A 16,522-nucleotide genomic window follows, 5' to 3' on the forward strand; every position below is an offset into this window, starting at 1 on the left:
CATGCGCGCGAGCGGGTAGGCATGTTCGGGTATTTATGTCATATTGAACTGACTACTGAAGACTAGGGTTTTGAAGCCTGTGCGGCAGTCCTTCAAAGTCCAGCGCACACAATGCGAAAACAACAGCGACAATAAAGCCGCGAAAGAGGCCAAAAATGGCTAGCGAAAAGCAGCAGAACTTACAGGATTCATTCCTGAACCACGTGCGTAAACAGAAAGTACCAGTCACTATATTCTTGGTGAACGGCGTTAAACTTCAAGGTGTGATCACCTGGTTTGACAATTTCTGCCTTCTTCTTCGTCGCGATTCCCAGTCTCAACTGGTTTACAAGCACGCCATCTCGACCATCATGCCAGGCGCGCCGATCCAGCTGTTCGATCCGGAAACGGCACAAGACAGCGACTGACCATATATGGATGATTTTGAGGAGGACGGCTGGGCTACCGGTCCCAAGCCGTACATAGATCGGCAAGAACAGCCGACACGCACCGGTTTGGTCGTTCCTGATGTTCGGGGACGCGCCACATATCACAATGTTGAATCACGCCTTGCCGAGTTTGTCGGCTTGGCTGGTGCTATACGTCTCGACATCATATTCGCTGAGGTCATGCGGGTCCGAGAAATTCGGCCCGCAACCTATCTTGGCGCAGGTCACGTCGAAACCATCGCCGAGAAGGTCAAAGCTGAGAAGATTGAGCTTCTGCTCGTCGACGCAGCGCTGACCCCTATTCAGCAACGCAATCTGGAACGCGAAACAGGCACCAAAGTGCTGGATCGCACTGCGCTCATCCTCGAGATTTTCGGGGAACGTGCTGCGACGCGCGAAGGCGTGTTGCAGGTTGAGTTGGCGCATCTCAATTACCAAAAGGGGCGCCTCGTGCGCTCCTGGACCCACTTGGAACGTCAGCGCGGCTCGGGCGGCACTGGCTTTATGGGTGGCCCGGGTGAAACCCAGATCGAAAGCGACCGCCGCCAGATCACTGAGCGTATCGTCCTGCTGGAAGATCGCCTCAATAAGGTGCGCAAGACGCGTGTTCAGCAACGCGCACAGCGGACCAAGGCCAAAATCCCGGTTGTGGCTTTGGTGGGTTACACCAACGCCGGCAAATCCAGCCTCTTCAATCGCCTCACAAATGCGGGCGTTTTCGCAGAAAACCTGCTGTTTGCGACACTGGATACGACAGTTCGCAAGATCGCTCTGCCGCATGGCCGTGAGGTCATGGTGTCAGACACTGTAGGCTTCGTTGCCGATCTTCCGCACGATCTTGTCGCCGCTTTCCGCGCCACGCTGGAAGAGGTCACGGACGCAGACATTATTCTGCACGTTCGGGACATCGCCAATCCAGACCACGCCGCACAGGCCCAGGACGTTCTCACCGTGCTCGATGAGCTTGGCGTGTCGTCGGAGACAAAGCCGGTCATCGAGATCTGGAATAAGGTCGATCTTCTCGAAGACCCGGCCTTGCAGCTGGCTGCCGCGCATCCGGCAGGTCGCGTTCTCGCATCCATTCCAGTGTCGGCGCATACAGGGCAGGGCGTTGATGCTCTTCTCACCAAGATCGAAGAAACGCTTGGCGAGCAAGGCCGGACCTATCAGGTCTTCGTCCCGCACGCGGCAGGTGCTGATATCGGCTGGCTCCACAAGAACGGCGAAGTGATCGAGCAAAAAGACCCGACCGAAAAAGGCACGGATTTTGTTGTTCGCATTGACGCCCGGCACCGTGATGAGTTTCTCGAGCGGTTCAATGGCCGGATAGAAGCCTAAGAAAGCGAAATCAAGGAACCCCGGACGAGAGTTCGGGGTTTTTTTGGATGTACCAAAGTGCTCCCACCACAATTTGACGTTTACGCCCTATCTGGTGATAGATATCTGCCACTAAAGAATATTCCAGATCTACAGGGGCGGGAATGGCGGAGACTAAGGGAAAAACTGCACAGATAATCGCAAGCGGCTTCGTGAGGGCGCTGGCAACTACTATGGTCCTCATATTTGGTGGCGTGGTGGCAATGACACTATCTGCTATCGTGAAATATGATAAAGTTTGGTATCAATACGCACCCTACATAAAGACCGTAGTCGAGAGTTTTAAGGATGTCAGCTTAGTCGGAATTGGTATTTCCAGTGTCGTGCTCAGCTATGCGGCGACGATGTCCATTCTCCACCGTGCTCCCCGCGTCTTGGCACGCATACTATCTGTGGCAGTCGCAATATCTTATGTACTCTACGTAGGCAGCGCATGCAGCATTTTGGCTTATCCAATCCGTCAAACAATTAAGACGGCCTACGGTGCATCCTGACGCGAACATTAGATGGTGTGATTTACGAAAGCGGTGCTTTTGTTGCCCACGTTGAGGCGCGGAACTCCGTTCGGAGACATGGGGGCGGGCAGCGAGGGGCACCCTTTGTGGTTGAAAATGGATTACCGCTGTCCTCCGTTGTAGCCGTTTTTTTCGCTTAAAGGCTGCCCTTGTCCTTCGCCCGGATTTCGTTCCAATACCCGTCCATGCGCTCAAGCCCAGCGTCGGCCGGCAAAACCCCGTCTTCACGGCAGCGGGCTTCAACATAGTGGAAGCGACGCGTGAACTTTGCATTGGCATCACGCAGCGCAGCCTCAGGATCAACCCCTGCCTTGCGCGCGAGATTGGAAACAGCAAACAACAGGTCACCGATTTCCTCGCGGATCGCGTCAGCATTTCCGGACGCTTCTGCTTCGGCGACTTCGTCGAGTTCCTCCGAAATTTTTGCGCGGACCTGTTCCAGATTTTCCCAATCAAATCCAACCTTTGCGGCGCGCTTGGTCAGCTTTTCTGCACGCATTAGGGCGGGAAGAACTTCCGGCACATCGTCAAGCAGCGAAGGTGTTTGCTCGCCCTTGCGCGCGGCCTTTGCGGCACGTTCCTGCGCTTTGATGGCTTCCCATTTGACCTGCGCATCGCTCGCGCTATCCGCATCCACATCGCCAAACACGTGCGGATGGCGCCGGATCAATTTCTCGGTGATGGCAAAGATGACGTCGCCAATATCGAAATGGCCGGCTTCCTTGGCCATTTGCGCGTGGTAGATCGGCTGAAGAATGAGATCGCCAAGTTCTTCGCGCAGATCGGCGAAATCTTCGCGTTCGATGGCGTCAGCGACTTCATAGGCTTCTTCGATCGTGTAGTGCCGGATAGATCGAAAATCCTGTTCCAGATCCCAGGGGCAGCCGCCATTGGGGTCGCGTAGCCGCGCCATGATTTCGATAAGGCGGGAAAGGTCACGGGAGGGCTGCATAGAATGCTCCAACGGGAGGGAATCGTCGTGCCTACCATAGTCAGGGGCGCTGTTTTTGAGTGCAAAATCTCCGATACGGATGGCGAGTGTCTCGTCCGACCACTGCGCTAATCATCGCTTAGTAGGCCGCAGCCTTGGATGTAGTTTTTCCTGCCATGGCAGTATTTTCCAAGAAACCCATGCGGCTTTAGCCCTTCGGGCCTCGCCTTCAGCGCGTGACTGCACAGATGTTAGTCATGGCTGCTATGTGCCTATCGTTTAAACAAAGACTTGCCATTCCCAATTTCCCGTTTGAATATCGAAGGACTGGGAGGGATTGAGTGAACCCATTTGACGAAATGCTGACCGCAGGTCAGGGAGTCAGAGCGCCTTATGCGGGTCTCCAGCAATGGTATGAAACGCAGACGCCAGAGAAGCTGAGCCGCAAGGTCTCCGATGCAGAGGGGGCCTTCCGTAATTATTGAGTTTTATACCGGACGCAAAGCGATCTTGGAGAATGTGCCGACCTACCGATGCGCGGAGGCAGATAGCCTGAAATACGTGCTCGAACACCTCCATGAGCTGGTCGTAAAAGAAGTCCACGGCTCGGGCGGTTACGGCATGCTGGTCGGTCCCGCAGCGTCCAAGAAGGAGCTGGAAGCCTTCTCTGAAAAGCTCAAGGCGCGGCCCAGCAACTACATTGCTCAACCGACCCTTGCGTTGTCGACGACACCCATCTTGACCGAAAAGGGTTTGGCCCCGCGTCACGTGGATTTGCGCCCCTTTGTATTGGTGTCTGATCGGGTACGCATTACCCCCGGTGGATTGACGCGCGTGGCTCTGAAAGAGGGTTCGCTCGTCGTCAATTCCAGCCAGGGCGGCGGCACCAAAGACACTTGGATACTGGACGATTAAGCGGGCGAGGGGACCTGACTAATGCTTCTTGGACGCACCGCGAGCGGTCTATTTTGGATGCATCGCTATATTGAGCGAGCGGAAAACGCAGCCCGTATTATTGATGCCGGCCTGCGCATGGCGCTGACGCGCACGAACAATGCCTCAGAGGAATGGTCCTCCGTGGTGTCCTCGGCGGGCGCGCACCAGCGTTTTGCCGATAAGTACAAGAGTTTTGATGCGGCGAATGTCTCGGACTTCATCCTACGGGACCGGGATAATCCGTCGAGTGTGCTCGCCACAATCGAGTCTGCTCGCGCTAATGCCCGCATGGTACGAACTGCGCTAACGCGCGACGCTTGGGAAGCGGTCAACGAGGCGTGGATGGCGCTCAATGACGTGCTGCGCGATCCAGTACCGCAGAGCGACATTCCGCCGGTGCTTGATCATATCAAGCGACAGACCTCGCTTATTCGCGGGGCTTTTCACGGCACCATGCTGCGCAATGAGATCTTCAATTTTGCCCGCATTGGCACCTTCATCGAGCGAGCGGATAATACGGCTCGTATTCTTGACGTGAAGTATTATGTGCTCTTGCCGGCTGTGTCTTATGTTGGCTCCACCATTGATAATTATCAATGGGAGTCGATCCTGCGCTCGGTTTCGGCGCACCGATCCTATCGTTGGGTCTATGCGGGGGATTATCGCCCGGCGCAGATTGCTGACTATCTCATTCTTGATGGCCGCATGCCGCGATCGCTGAATTTTGCGTATCGCAATATCGTCGAAAATCTCAATTTTCTGGCGAAGGATTATGGTGAGCGGCATGTGTGCCACAGCTCTGCTGAACGGACGTTGGCGACGCTGAACGACACCACTATCGAGCCAATTTTCGACGGCGGTCTCCACGAATTCCTCACCGACTTTATTGAATGCAACAATCGGCTGGGCGTGGAAATCGCCGAAGTCTACAACTTCGATTGATCCAAAGTGCTGCTCACCATCAATCACACCTCTCGCTATGACTATGACCAGCCCGTCAATTTTGCGCTGCAGCGGCTTCGCTTGTGGCCGCAAAATATCGCGGGGCAGGTTGTGCGTGAATGGAGCGTCGAAGTGAGTGGAGCTGATCGGGAGGTCAGCTATGTCGACGGTTTTGGCAACAAGGTCGAGCTGTTCAAGCACGAGCGCAGTGCCGACAGCATCATCGTGCAGGCCCATGGTGTAGTCGAGACGGAGGATCGGGCAGGGGTCGTTGGCAAGAGTGCTGGTGGCCCTCCACTTTGGATTTATGAGCGCGTGACCGACCTCACCAAAGCAGGCCCGCATATTCGCGAGCTGGCAGAGGGCATTCGCGATGAACAGGCCGATCAGCTCGCCTTACTGCACACTCTAATGAACACGATCCATTCCCGCGTAGTCTATTCGCCCGGCACAACGAGCGTCGCAACTGAGGCTGAAGTGGCGCTCGATAATGGAGCAGGGGTCTGCCAAGACCATTCCCATATCTTCCTCTCAGCGGCGCGGCTCCTCGGCATTCCTTCGCGCTATGTTTCGGGCTATTTGCGCATGGAAGGCGTAACCGACCAGACAGCGAGCCATGCCTGGGCCGAGGCCTATGTGGACAGTCTGGGCTGGGTTGGCTTCGATGCCGCCAACAATATCTGTCCAAACCACAATTATGTTCGAATCGCCGTCGGCCTAGACTATCGTTCGGCCGCTCCTGTCTCAGGCGTGCGGATGGGGGCAGCTGGCGAGACGCTAGACGTCCATATCAGCGTCGAACAGTAGGAATAGGACGAAGACCCATGACGTATTGCGTTGGTATGAAGCTGGATCGTGGGCTGATTTTCATGTCCGACACCCGCACCAATGCAGGGCTCGACAACATCTCTGTCTTCTCGAAAATGCGTAACTGGAGCGTTCCCGGAGAGCGTGCTATCGTCTTGCTGTCAGCGGGAAATTTGGCGACGACGCAAGCTGTTTCAAGCCTCTTGGACGAGCGTATTCGCACGCCAAAACCTGGGCAACCGACACTGCACAGCACTGGAAGCGTGTTCCAGACAGCACAGCTCATCGGCTCAGTGGTCAAAGAAGTCATCCGCGATGCCGCGCCGGGTGGGCAGAATGCAGATGCTTTTGGGGCGTCGTTTATCCTCGGTGGGCAGATCAAGGGTGAAGAGCCGCGGCTGTTCTACATCTACCCAGAGGGCAATTTTATTGAATCCTCCGCTGACACGCCGTTCTTCCAAATCGGCGAGCATAAGTACGGAAAGCCAATCCTGGTGCGCGCTTATGAGCGAGAAATGAGCGTTGATCAGGCGATCAAGCTCTTGCTGGTTTCCTTTGACTCTACGCTCAAATCCAATCTCTCGGTGGGGCTGCCGCTCGATCTGCAGATCTACAACAAGGATAGCTTCGACCTCGAGGCGCAAAGGCGGTTTGAGCGGAACGATCCATATTACGTGGCGATATCTGAAGGCTGGGGCGCTGCGCTCAAAGATGCATTCCATCAGCTGCCATCACTCGACTAGCCGCAGCCAACAATCCTTCACCGTTTTGGAGCCATCGCCAGTCTGATTGCCGTAGGGGGACATTATATAAAATAGCGCATAATATATATTATGGAACAATCTGATTGGTGAATTCTGATCGACATCCCATCGATTTGGCAAATGACAGCGCAGAAAGCTAAGGCGAACTGGTTGGCTAACTTGCTCCGTCACGGCTCATGTGACGCCTGCTGCACCGAGCCGTCACTAAAGCTTGCGACACGAAGCGCCAGCGACAAATCTTGGTGTCAGTGTAAAGTCCTGCGCAGGCTCTGCTGCAAACTCTGGTTTGGTTATGCGATGCACAAGCCGTTGCGCGATGATATTGCCCAGCTGCACGGAATCCTGAACCACGGTGGTGATCTTCGGCGTGATTACGTCGGCCCATTGCACGGTGTCGATCATTGCCAGCGAAATATCGTCCGGGCATCGGAAGCCAAGTTCCTGCATAGCCTGCAAGGCCGCCAGCGCAACCGTATTGTTCGCGCCGATTATGGCTGTGGGCCGCTGCGATTGCACCAAGAGGTTCATTGCAGCCGCATAGCCGCCAGATCGCGTGAATTTGCCATCCACCACATAGGCGGGATTAACATCAGCGCCCGCTCCGGCCATCGTTTGCACAAAGCCCCGATAGCGTTCCGCAGCGGTGTTGAAATGGTCCGGTCCTTTTATGAAGGCGATGCGCTTGTGACCGAGTTGTAGAAGATGCTCAGTGAGCATCGCGCCGGCCATAAAGTTATCCGAGCCCACAAAGTCGCGTTCCAGACCGGCGATCTTCTGGTCAAAACAAACCACGGGAATGTTCAGGGATTGGATAAAATCGACGTAATCCTTGCCCGAGCTGGCCGGCGCCAGGGCTAGACCGGCAATTTTGAGCCCGACAAGATGCTCAATGAGCGCCCGCTCCCGCTCCGGCTGGCCCGAGGTATCCGTGACCAAAACGAAGTGCTCATGGGTGAGTGCGTAGTTCTCTAGCTCACGTCGTATATCGCCAAAAAACGGGTTACCGACATTACCGACAACGAACCCAATCATACGACTACGGCCGCGCGCCAGACTCTGCGCCAGCGGATCAGCCGCATAACCAACGGTCGCAGCAGCGGCACGAATTTTCTCCAAGGTAGCCGCACTCACCCGCCCCGGATTGCTGAACGCAAGCGACACGGTGGAAACAGAAACTTCTGCAATTTTGGCAACGTCACGTATCGTGGCCATGCTCTTATCGAACCGTTTCAATTGCTAGAGCGCTGCGAACTTCGAATGATATACGTACCGCTTTCCTGCGCATTTCTAGGCAAAATCGGCCAGACTTCAAGCCCCATTTCAGTGACGTGCGATTTTTGATCTTACCCTTCTTGACAAAGTTAACATCTCGGCAAACTATTATATCGAACCGGTTCGATATGCTTCTGGGAGGAATTGATGGATAGCTCGCTGACGCTGAGCCGCGCCGATGATGGCGCAAGTGGCAAGGCCTGGTTTTCAGAAGATCGCTTTGGGATGTTCATCCACTTCGGTCTATACGCCCTGCCCGCTCGGCACGAATGGGTCATGAACCGCGAGGAAACATCGCCCGAAGACTACGCCAAGTATTTTGAGAATTTTAATCCGGACCTATACGACCCCAAGGAATGGGCACGTCATGCCCGTGAAGCGGGGATGAAATATGTGGTGCTGACTGCCAAGCACCACGAAGGCTTCTGTCTTTGGGACAGTAAGTTTACGGACTACAAGGCGACCAACACTCCATATGGCAAGGACCTCTTGAAGCCATATGTCGAAGCGTTTCGTGCCGAAGGCCTAAAGGTCGGCTTCTACTATTCGCTGATCGATTGGCATCATCCGGAATTCCCGATCGACGGCATTCATGCGCTGCGCAATCACCCTGATGCGCTCGAGATGAACAAGAGCCGCGACATCCGCAAATACGCTGAATACATGCGCAATCAGGTGACTGAGCTCCTGACAGAGTTCGGTGAAATTTCGGTCATCTGGTTCGACTTCTCTTATCCCAATCGCGACTATCGCGGCATGCCCGGAAAAGGTCGGACTGATTGGGAAAGCGAGGAACTCATTGGCCTCGTGCGCCAGCTCCAGCCCGACATTATTGTCGGCGACCGTCTCGACCTGCCAACCGATGGGAATTTCCCGAAGGATCTGGCGACCCCGGAGCAATATACGCCGCGCGAAGCCCCAACCATCAATGGCCGCCCGGTGCGCTGGGAAGTGTGCCATACCTTCTCGGGCTCTTGGGGCTATCACCGCGACGAAAGCACGTGGAAGGATGCTGATCAGCTCATCAATATCCTCGTCGACACCGTTGCTCTCGGCGGCAATCTACTTATGAATGTTGGCCCGACAGGTCGTGGCACCTTCGACAAGCGCGCCGTCACTGCGCTTCAGACCTATGGCGAGTGGTTGCATTATAATAGCCGCTCCATTTATGGCGCTGGGCCGTCCAAATATCAGGCACCGAACGGCTGCAAATTCACGCAAAAGGGTAACAGGCTCTATCTGCATTTGCAGACTTGGCCGTTCCGTCATGTTCACATCGCCAATCTGGGCGGCAAGGTGCGCTATGCCCAGCTCTTGCACGATGCGAGCGAGATCCACTGGCTGGACCCTAAGGCGGAAGTTGATAGCAATATCGGCGTCGCTGTCGGCGCCAATATGCTGACTTTGGAGCTACCGGTTCTCAAGCCAGACATGGTGTCGCCCGTCGTAGAACTCATTCTCCACGACGAGGCATAAGACAATGAGCCTGCGCGACGAACTTATCGCTGTCATGGTACCGCTGATCGCCGATCTGGCGGAAGACGGTGCGGCAGCGGTCGCGCTGGCCGGCTCGCACGGTAAAGGGCGTGCCGATGCGTTGTCGGATTATGATTTCCGCGCCTATTCGGACGCCTATCGTCCGCACTTGCAGCAAACCCCACAATGGCAGCGTTTCTTGCTGGAGCAGCGGCGCTTTCAGAAGCTTGGTGCCCGCATGGATGGCATTTGGATGCGCAGCTATCAAGGCGTGCGGCGTGATCTGAATGGTTGGCTGGCCGGACAAGTGGTCGAAAAGCAGTTCGAGTGGACGATCTGGGGGTATCAGCTCCCAACAGACCTCAGTACCCAGCTTATCGCTTACGATCCCCGCGGAGAGCTGCAATCCTGGAGGATGGAGCTCGCGGTGTTTCCGGAGATATTGCGTAGCGCGATCTTTACGCATTACCGCAAAATCTTGGATTATTGGAAGAGCGATTACCATTACACCAGTAAGGTCATCCGGCTCGACCTCGTGTTTCTCGCTGGCATCACTGGCAAGTTGGTGAATGCCATCATGCAGGTCGTGTTCGCCTTTAACCGGCGATACTTCCCGGGCGATGGCTGGAACCTAGTCTTGGCCCATGAACTGCCACAGCTGCCCCCGCATTTTGTTGAACGCATGGTCGAAATTGTCGAACCGGGAAACGCCCCGGATCGGTGGCATCGCCAACGCGAAAATATTGTCTCCATGATCAACGATGTGGAGACCCTGATATCGGCCGAGGTCGGTCGAAAACTTCCATCCGCAGTCGTGGAGCTGCGGCCGGAGGCCCGTGGAGATCTTTCGTAGGCTTGAGGAGACTATCGTGAGACGACATCTTGTTTTATTGGCCACAACGGCCTTAGCCAGTGCATCCCTGTTTGCTGCCCCAAGTTACAGTCAGGAACAGGTCAATCTGACCTGGCAAATGTGGGGCGATGAAAAAGACAGCGCCCTGTTCGGAAGCCTTGCAGCACTGGTCACCGAACAGTATCCGAATATTACGGTGACGCCACAGTTCTCGGGTTGGACGGATTATTGGACGCGCCTGCCCGTTCTTGCTTCATCCGGGCAAATTGCTGACATCGTCGCCATGCAGTCGATGCGCATGCCCACCTTCTACGGCATTCTTGAGCCGCTTGATCCATACTTCGAGAAGGAAGGGTTTGACGTCAATCTCTACGAAAGCTCCATTATGGAGGGGCTTTCACATGGCGATACGCAATACGCCCTGCCCTATGACGTTGGCCCTTGGGTCGTCTACTACAATATAGACCGTTTTGAAGAAGCGGGCATTCCGACCCCAGCCCCAGACTGGACCTTCAACGACTTCCGCGATGCCGCGCTCAAGCTTACCGGCGATGGCAAATACGGTTACGCCACTCAGGCATTTGACTTCATTGCCGGTCCGGTCGCTTTGGGCGCCGAATACCTTAATGACGCCGATGAGTTCGACGCAGCTAACCCTGGCTATGTCGAGGCCGTCGGAAAGTATGTTGATCTCGTCAATGTCGACAAGACGTCGCCAGTCTTCGCCTCAGGGGCAGGCGCAATCACTGGGAGTGGTCGATTTGCGACCGGTGAAGCAGCGATGTACATCGATGGTCCTTGGGTGCTGGTCCAGACCAAAGACAGCGTTGATTTCAAAATCGGCGTGGCGCCACTGCCGCGTGGCGATGGGCCGTCTCGTTTCATCACTGCAGGTTCTGGCTGGGGTGTTGCCGCCGCCAGCAAGCACAAGGATGAGGCTTTTAAGGCTCTCGCCGTTCTCACCGGCCCGAAAGCTGCCGAAATCCTTGCAACCGCTGGCCGGGCGCTGCCGGGCCGTCTCGACGCCCAAAAATTCTGGTACGACGAGGCCGCAAAGGATGTCGTCGGCGCACGCGAGGCGCTCACCTACGCTTTTGAGCACTCGACCAAGTTCCGTCTGAACGAAAAGTACAACGATTTTGAAAATCTGATCACCCAGTACATGCCACTGGCCTTGCAGGGTGACTCAACGACCGAAGCTGTCCTGACTGACATTCAGAACCAGCTGCCGTTCTAAAACCTTCTCCCCCCGATCCGGCGGGAGCAATTCCGCGGGGTCACCCTCAGTTTAGCAAGGGACGGAGCCATGACAGCGATAGAAACGGGCGCAACGCGCATAGTTGTGCCAGTGAACCCCAAGAAGAGCCGCATTGCGGCGCGGGAAGCCCGCACAGCATTGTTCTTCCTGCTGCCCGGCCTCATCGGCATGATCCTCTTCCTTGTGCTCCCCATTCTGGCCTCGGTGGTTCTGAGTTTCACCAATTGGAAGCTCCTTGGCACGCCAGAGTTCGTTGGTTTCGCCAATTATCAACGTCTGCTCACTGCTGATCCGCAGTTTTGGCCCGTTCTGCGCAACACCTTGTTCTTCACGGTCGAGTATCTGATCCTCAACCTCGTGATTTCATTGGCCCTTGCGACATGGATATCGAGCGCCAAGTTCGGCCAGAAATGGTTCCGGGTCATCTTCTTTCTCCCCACCTTCACGCCCGGCATTGCTGTCTCCATAGTGTGGCTGCTGATCTTCATGCCGGGCGGTTTTTTTGATGGGGTGATGCAGGCCATTTCCGTCACCATGCCAAACATGCTGACCAATCAAGGTCTGGCCATGCAGGCCGTGATCATCGTCTCGCTTTGGGCTGGCGTCGGCTACAACACGGTCTTGTTCAATGCTGCGCTCGATATGGTTCCTCAAAGCTACCTTGAGGCAGCGCGTATTGATGGAGCTACCGCTTGGGACCGGTTCTGGAAGATCCGCCTCCCCTTGATTTCCCCTACGCTGTTTTTTGGCATGGTGATGACGGCGATTTCCTCGCTGCAGGTGTTTGATCAGATCTATGTCATGACCCGCGGCGGTCCCGGCAATGCCACGGCGACCCTGGGCTACGTCATCTACCAGCGTGGCTTCCAGAACTTCCAGATGGGCTATGCCTCAACGATCGCGTGGGTGATGTTTGCCATGATCATGGCGCTCACCGCCTTCCAATTCTGGCTACAGCGCAAGTGGGTGCACTATGACAACTAAGCGCGAAAACCTGCACTTTACCCCGGCCGAACTGGTCAGCCATGTGTTGCTGATCATCGTGGCACTCATCTTCCTCTTCCCATTCTTCTGGATGGTGTCCAATGCCGTGCGCTCCAATGTGGAGGTTCTGGCAACACCCGTACGCCTGATCCCCCATCAGTTCGAATGGGACAATTTCGTGCGGGCTTGGACCGAGTTGCCGTTCGGGCGGTTTTTTCTCAACAGCATGATTGTCGCCGTGAGTGTGACCATCATCACCGTCATTGTTTCGTGCCTATCTGGTTACGCGTTTGCCCGACTGAACTTCCCCGGGCGCGACCTCTTGCTGATGGGCTACCTTGGCACGCTTATGGTTCCGGGGATCATGCTGATCATTCCGCTGTTTCTTATCGTCAACGCACTGGGCATGGTGAACACGTTCCAAGGGGTTATCCTACCCGTTGCCTTCGGCACCTTCGGCGCGTTTCTCATGCGGCAGTTCTTCCTCTCCATACCCATGGAGCTTGAAGAGGCTGCACGCATAGATGGCGCCTCGCGTTTGCGTATCCTCATCTCCATTATCGTGCCGCTCTCCATGCCAGCGATCGGCCTGCTGTCGCTCTTCACCTTCATTGGTCAATGGAACAACTTCCTCTGGCCGCTGATCGTCATGACCGGCACCGAGAATGCCACGCTGCCTGTGGGGTTGACCCAATTTCAAACCCAAGCGGGTACGCAATGGAACTTCATCATGGCGGGCGCGACCCTGTCCATGGTGCCAGGCATTGCTCTCGCTATTCTGCTCCAAAAACTCATCTACAAGTCCATCGCACTCAATGCCGGCATGGGCGGTCGATAGGCGCGAAAACAGGAGGTCATCATGGCCAGTGTTTCAATTCGTAATGTCGTCAAGGCCTACGGCGCTGCCCAGGTATTGCATGGGGTGTCCGTCAACGCCGAGGATGGCGAGTTCGTGGTGCTCGTGGGACCATCGGGCTGCGGAAAGTCGACCCTGCTGCGTATGATCGCGGGTCTCGAAACCATCACTGATGGCGAAATTGCCATAGGCGATCGCGTGGTCAATGACCTCGAACCCAAAGAGCGCGACATCGCGATGGTGTTCCAGAGCTACGCGCTCTACCCGCACATGACCGTTTACGACAACATGGCGTTTTCCCTAAAACTCGCCAAAAAGAGCAAGACTGACATTGCGTCAGAGGTGAACCGCGCCGCCGAAATCCTCCACCTTCAACCTCTGCTGGATCGCTACCCGCGCCAATTGTCCGGCGGCCAAAGGCAGCGTGTTGCGATGGGACGCGCCATTGTGCGTAATCCTGCTGTGTTTCTTTTTGACGAACCCCTGTCCAATCTCGACGCCAAGTTGCGCGTTCAAATGCGAAGTGAAATCAAAGCGCTGCATAGCCGCCTCGGCGCGACAATGATCTATGTCACCCATGACCAGATGGAAGCTATGACGATGGCAGACCGCATCGTGGTCATGCGCGCTGGCGTCATTGAACAAGTTGGCTCGCCCTTAGATATCTACGATCAACCGGCCAATAGTTTCGTCGCCAGCTTCATTGGGTCGCCTGCAATGAACTTTCTCATTGGGCAGGTTGATGCAACGAACGAACCCGTCTTGGTTGACGCAGATGGGCTTCGTTGGCCGCTTCCAGCTAGCGCGCGTGGCCTACACGGAAAATCCATTACCGCAGGCATACGTCCCGAGCACATCGCGCTTGGCGACGGGCCAATCTCCGGCACGTTGCAGAGCATAGAACCGACCGGGGCGGAAACCCATCTCGTTGTGCACGCTGGTGCGCATGATCTCACCGTACTCACACGGGATCGCTTGTTCGGATCAATTGGCTCACCAATGTCTGTGCGCACCGATGTATCGAAGATGATACTCTTCGATACGACCAGTGGTCACCGCATCGGTGATATCCCTTCCTAAGAATCTCGGTAGGCCAAAAACTCGAGCGTCGCCTCCCCCGCACAGCTTCACGAAGCCGAGCGTGGCCAGTCACTGTGCTGGCCACTTTTACGCGCAATCTGCTATAGTCGTTTTGGCTATAAACCCCGCCCATTCAAAGGGTTGAGAGGAAATTTGCGCAGAAGGCGTCTTCTAAAGACAAAAATCCTGAGGTGAACGGTTCATTTGAATTTCGTTCGCTCGACAGATTGGCGCATAAAGACGACAAAGTTAGTCGAGCAAAGGAATAACTGTGCCTGACCATCTAGACCACACATCGCCTCCCACACATGAGGCATCCGATATCGCGATCCGACTGCAAGGCGTAGAGAAGACTTATGCTGCCCGTGGTGGGAATGATCAGGTCTTCGCACTGCGCGGCATCAATCTCGATATCCCGCGTGGGAACATTGTCGGTGTCATCGGCAAGTCCGGCGCCGGCAAGTCGACCCTGATCCGGCTCATCAATGGCCTTGAACTGCCAACCGCGGGTAAGGTCATCGTTGATGGGGTTGAGGTTTCTGCGCTGTCCGAAAAGCAGCTGCGCGATGAACGTCGTTCAATCGGCATGATCTTCCAGCACTTTAACCTGCTGGCGCGACGCACGGCCTATGGCAATGTTGCGTTGCCTCTCGAAATCGCTGGCGTTCCGGCCGCCGAGATCAAAAAGCGCGTCCTGCCGCTGCTCGATCTGGTCGGGCTGGCCGATAAGGCCGATCGCTATCCGTCCGAACTGTCCGGCGGCCAAAAACAACGTGTCGGTATCGCTCGCGCTTTGGCGACCAAGCCCAAGGTTCTGCTGTCGGACGAAGCCACATCAGCGCTCGACCCAGAAACTACGGAATCTATTCTGGCGCTCCTGCGTCAGGTCAATGCCGAGTTTAACCTCACCGTTCTCCTGATCACCCACGAAATGAGCGTGATCAAGGCTGTGGCAGACCGTGTCGCGGTCATCGAAGGCGGTCATATCGTCGAGCAAGGCCCGACCTATGACGTCTTCACCCAGCCAACCAATGCGACGACGCGCAAGTTCGTGTCCGAATTAACAGGCACCGCCCTGCCCGAGCACATCCGCAACCGGATCGTTTCCGCTCCTGCGGTTGGCAAGCAGGCCTATGTCACCCTCACGTTCAAGGGTGAAGGCGCAGCGCAGCCCTTCCTTTCGGTCCTAACCCGCCGCCTAGGTCTCGATTTCGGTATTATTCAAGCCAAGGTCGACCATATCCACGGCAAACCTTTCGGCACACTGGTCATCAGCGCCGACGCAACTCCGGAAAAGCTGGCTGCACTGCAAACAGAGGCCAGCACCTTAGGTCTCGAAACGGAGGTTCTTGGCTATGCTTGAGATCTTCTCGCCTCAAATGCTGAACCTGTTCTGGAATAGCCTTGTCCAGACGTTCCACATGGTCTTGGTGTCCGGCATCGTCGGGACGGCTATCGGTTTGCCGCTGGGCGTCTTTCTGGCGACCAGCCAAAAGGGCGAACTGTTTGCGGCCCCTGCCCTCAACGCCATTCTTGGCCTTATCGTCAACGCCGCGCGTTCGACCCCATTTATCATTCTCGTCGTCGCCATCGTGCCGCTGACCCGACTTATCGCGGGGACCTCCATCGGCACCACGGCAGCGATTGTCCCTCTCACAATCGCAGCTGCGCCCTTTATCGCCCGCATCATCGAAGGCGCTATTCGTGGCGTTGACCGCGGCCTGATCGAAGCGGCCCGTTCAATGGGCGCAAGCCCTCTGCAGATCGTGCAAAAGGTCCTCCTCCCAGAGGCGCTTCCTGCCATCACCCTCGGCCTGACCCTGACCATTGTGAGCCTCATTGGCTTCTCGGCCATGGTCGGCGCTGTTGGTGGTGGTGGTTTGGGCGATCTGGGTATTCGTTTTGGTTATCAGCGCTTTATGCCAGACGTCATGTTGGCTGTGGTGCTGGTGCTCATCGTCATTGTCCAGAGCGTACAAAGCCTGGGCGACTTCCTCGCAAACCGCTTCGACAAGCGGTCGCGTCATTAATCTTTCTCCCAAT

16 protein-coding genes and 1 pseudogene are annotated in these 16,522 nt (G+C 55.8%); 15 read left to right on the forward strand and 2 right to left on the reverse strand.

The genetic code is table 11. The features are described 5' to 3' along the window. Positions 1-155 precede the first annotated feature (155 nt). From hfq to HKD40_RS01165, 3 genes are all read left to right on the forward strand, one after another. A complete protein-coding gene (hfq, locus tag HKD40_RS01155; RefSeq protein WP_169193886.1) occupies positions 156-407 on the forward strand; it encodes an RNA chaperone Hfq in 252 nt (83 codons plus the stop codon). A gap of 6 nt (positions 408-413) precedes the next feature. After that, positions 414-1,766, forward strand: a complete 1,353-nt coding sequence (gene hflX / locus HKD40_RS01160) for a GTPase HflX (RefSeq protein ID WP_169193887.1) — start codon at positions 414-416, stop codon at positions 1,764-1,766. A gap of 143 nt (positions 1,767-1,909) precedes the next feature. Beyond that, a complete protein-coding gene (locus HKD40_RS01165; protein ID WP_169193888.1) occupies positions 1,910-2,299 on the forward strand; it encodes a hypothetical protein in 390 nt (129 codons plus the stop codon). A 157-nt stretch (positions 2,300-2,456) separates the two neighbouring features. Here HKD40_RS01165 and mazG read toward each other — a convergent pair whose 3' ends face one another. Next, the gene (mazG, locus tag HKD40_RS01170) at positions 2,457-3,272 is read right to left on the reverse strand and encodes a nucleoside triphosphate pyrophosphohydrolase (protein ID WP_169193889.1); all 816 of its coding nucleotides are present in this window, start codon (positions 3,270-3,272) and stop codon (positions 2,457-2,459) included. A gap of 270 nt (positions 3,273-3,542) precedes the next feature. Between mazG and HKD40_RS01180 the strand changes: the two are divergent. The 4 genes and pseudogenes from HKD40_RS01180 to HKD40_RS01195 all read left to right on the forward strand — a co-directional run. Beyond that, positions 3,543-4,166: pseudogene (locus HKD40_RS01180) on the forward strand (circularly permuted type 2 ATP-grasp protein); the annotation flags it as partial. A gap of 21 nt (positions 4,167-4,187) precedes the next feature. After that, positions 4,188-5,129, forward strand: a complete 942-nt coding sequence (locus HKD40_RS01185) for an alpha-E domain-containing protein (RefSeq protein ID WP_169193891.1) — start codon at positions 4,188-4,190, stop codon at positions 5,127-5,129. Positions 5,130-5,135: 6 nt separating this feature from the next. Further along, positions 5,136-5,936: a transglutaminase family protein gene (locus HKD40_RS01190; protein ID WP_169193892.1), complete on the forward strand. Its 801-nt coding sequence runs from the start codon at positions 5,136-5,138 to the stop codon at positions 5,934-5,936. Between the two features lie 17 nt (positions 5,937-5,953). Then, complete coding sequence (locus HKD40_RS01195; protein WP_169193893.1) at positions 5,954-6,679, forward strand: proteasome-type protease; 726 nt, start codon at positions 5,954-5,956, stop codon at positions 6,677-6,679. 225 nt (positions 6,680-6,904) lie between these two features. On the opposite strand, the gene HKD40_RS01200 is transcribed toward HKD40_RS01195, so the two are convergent. After that, positions 6,905-7,912 carry a LacI family DNA-binding transcriptional regulator gene (locus HKD40_RS01200; protein ID WP_169193894.1) on the reverse strand — a complete coding sequence of 336 codons (1,008 nt, stop codon included), beginning with the start codon at positions 7,910-7,912 and terminating at the stop codon, positions 6,905-6,907. A gap of 207 nt (positions 7,913-8,119) precedes the next feature. On the opposite strand from HKD40_RS01200, the gene HKD40_RS01205 reads away from it, so the two are divergent. The 8 genes from HKD40_RS01205 to HKD40_RS01240 all read left to right on the forward strand — a co-directional run bounded on the left by HKD40_RS01205 (position 8,120) and on the right by HKD40_RS01240 (position 16,509). Continuing rightward, complete coding sequence (locus HKD40_RS01205) at positions 8,120-9,448, forward strand: alpha-L-fucosidase (RefSeq protein WP_169193895.1); 1,329 nt, start codon at positions 8,120-8,122, stop codon at positions 9,446-9,448. A gap of 4 nt (positions 9,449-9,452) precedes the next feature. Continuing rightward, positions 9,453-10,301 (forward strand): DUF4037 domain-containing protein, encoded by an 849-nt coding sequence (locus HKD40_RS01210; protein ID WP_169193896.1) that lies wholly within the window; start codon positions 9,453-9,455, stop codon positions 10,299-10,301. 16 nt (positions 10,302-10,317) lie between these two features. Further along, the gene (locus tag HKD40_RS01215; protein ID WP_169193897.1) at positions 10,318-11,538 is read left to right on the forward strand and encodes a sugar ABC transporter substrate-binding protein; all 1,221 of its coding nucleotides are present in this window, start codon (positions 10,318-10,320) and stop codon (positions 11,536-11,538) included. A 69-nt stretch (positions 11,539-11,607) separates the two neighbouring features. Further along, positions 11,608-12,543, forward strand: a complete 936-nt coding sequence (locus HKD40_RS01220) for a sugar ABC transporter permease (RefSeq protein WP_169193898.1) — start codon at positions 11,608-11,610, stop codon at positions 12,541-12,543. After that, positions 12,533-13,381: a carbohydrate ABC transporter permease gene (locus HKD40_RS01225; RefSeq protein ID WP_169193899.1), complete on the forward strand. Its 849-nt coding sequence runs from the start codon at positions 12,533-12,535 to the stop codon at positions 13,379-13,381. Before HKD40_RS01220 ends, HKD40_RS01225 begins: the two co-directional genes overlap by 11 nt. Before the next feature lie 21 nt (positions 13,382-13,402). Next, a complete protein-coding gene (ugpC, locus tag HKD40_RS01230) occupies positions 13,403-14,479 on the forward strand; it encodes a sn-glycerol-3-phosphate ABC transporter ATP-binding protein UgpC (RefSeq protein WP_169193900.1) in 1,077 nt (358 codons plus the stop codon). 322 nt (positions 14,480-14,801) lie between these two features. After that, positions 14,802-15,842 (forward strand): methionine ABC transporter ATP-binding protein, encoded by a 1,041-nt coding sequence (locus HKD40_RS01235; RefSeq protein WP_248306602.1) that lies wholly within the window; start codon positions 14,802-14,804, stop codon positions 15,840-15,842. After that, positions 15,835-16,509 (forward strand): methionine ABC transporter permease, encoded by a 675-nt coding sequence (locus tag HKD40_RS01240; RefSeq protein ID WP_169193901.1) that lies wholly within the window; start codon positions 15,835-15,837, stop codon positions 16,507-16,509. The genes HKD40_RS01235 and HKD40_RS01240 overlap by 8 nt, the downstream gene beginning before the upstream one ends. Positions 16,510-16,522: the final 13 nt, after the last annotated feature.

The organism is Devosia sp. MC1541, from assembly GCF_012847305.1.
Taxonomy (GTDB): Bacteria; Pseudomonadota; Alphaproteobacteria; order Rhizobiales; family Devosiaceae; genus Devosia.

Excerpts from the sequence above, each read along its gene's own strand:
- hfq (WP_169193886.1), top strand. The coding sequence starts at position 156 with ATGGCTAGCGAAAAGCAGCAGAACTTACAGGATTCATTCCTGAACCAC.
- hflX (WP_169193887.1), top strand. The coding sequence starts at position 414 with ATGGATGATTTTGAGGAGGACGGCTGGGCTACCGGTCCCAAGCCGTAC.
- HKD40_RS01165 (WP_169193888.1), top strand. The coding sequence starts at position 1,910 with ATGGCGGAGACTAAGGGAAAAACTGCACAGATAATCGCAAGCGGCTTC.
- mazG (WP_169193889.1), bottom strand. The coding sequence starts at position 3,272 with ATGCAGCCCTCCCGTGACCTTTCCCGCCTTATCGAAATCATGGCGCGG.
- HKD40_RS01185 (WP_169193891.1), top strand. The coding sequence starts at position 4,188 with ATGCTTCTTGGACGCACCGCGAGCGGTCTATTTTGGATGCATCGCTAT.
- HKD40_RS01195 (WP_169193893.1), top strand. The coding sequence starts at position 5,954 with ATGACGTATTGCGTTGGTATGAAGCTGGATCGTGGGCTGATTTTCATG.
- HKD40_RS01200 (WP_169193894.1), bottom strand. The coding sequence starts at position 7,912 with ATGGCCACGATACGTGACGTTGCCAAAATTGCAGAAGTTTCTGTTTCC.
- HKD40_RS01205 (WP_169193895.1), top strand. The coding sequence starts at position 8,120 with ATGGATAGCTCGCTGACGCTGAGCCGCGCCGATGATGGCGCAAGTGGC.
- HKD40_RS01210 (WP_169193896.1), top strand. The coding sequence starts at position 9,453 with ATGAGCCTGCGCGACGAACTTATCGCTGTCATGGTACCGCTGATCGCC.
- HKD40_RS01220 (WP_169193898.1), top strand. The coding sequence starts at position 11,608 with ATGACAGCGATAGAAACGGGCGCAACGCGCATAGTTGTGCCAGTGAAC.
- HKD40_RS01225 (WP_169193899.1), top strand. The coding sequence starts at position 12,533 with ATGACAACTAAGCGCGAAAACCTGCACTTTACCCCGGCCGAACTGGTC.
- ugpC (WP_169193900.1), top strand. The coding sequence starts at position 13,403 with ATGGCCAGTGTTTCAATTCGTAATGTCGTCAAGGCCTACGGCGCTGCC.
- HKD40_RS01240 (WP_169193901.1), top strand. The coding sequence starts at position 15,835 with ATGCTTGAGATCTTCTCGCCTCAAATGCTGAACCTGTTCTGGAATAGC.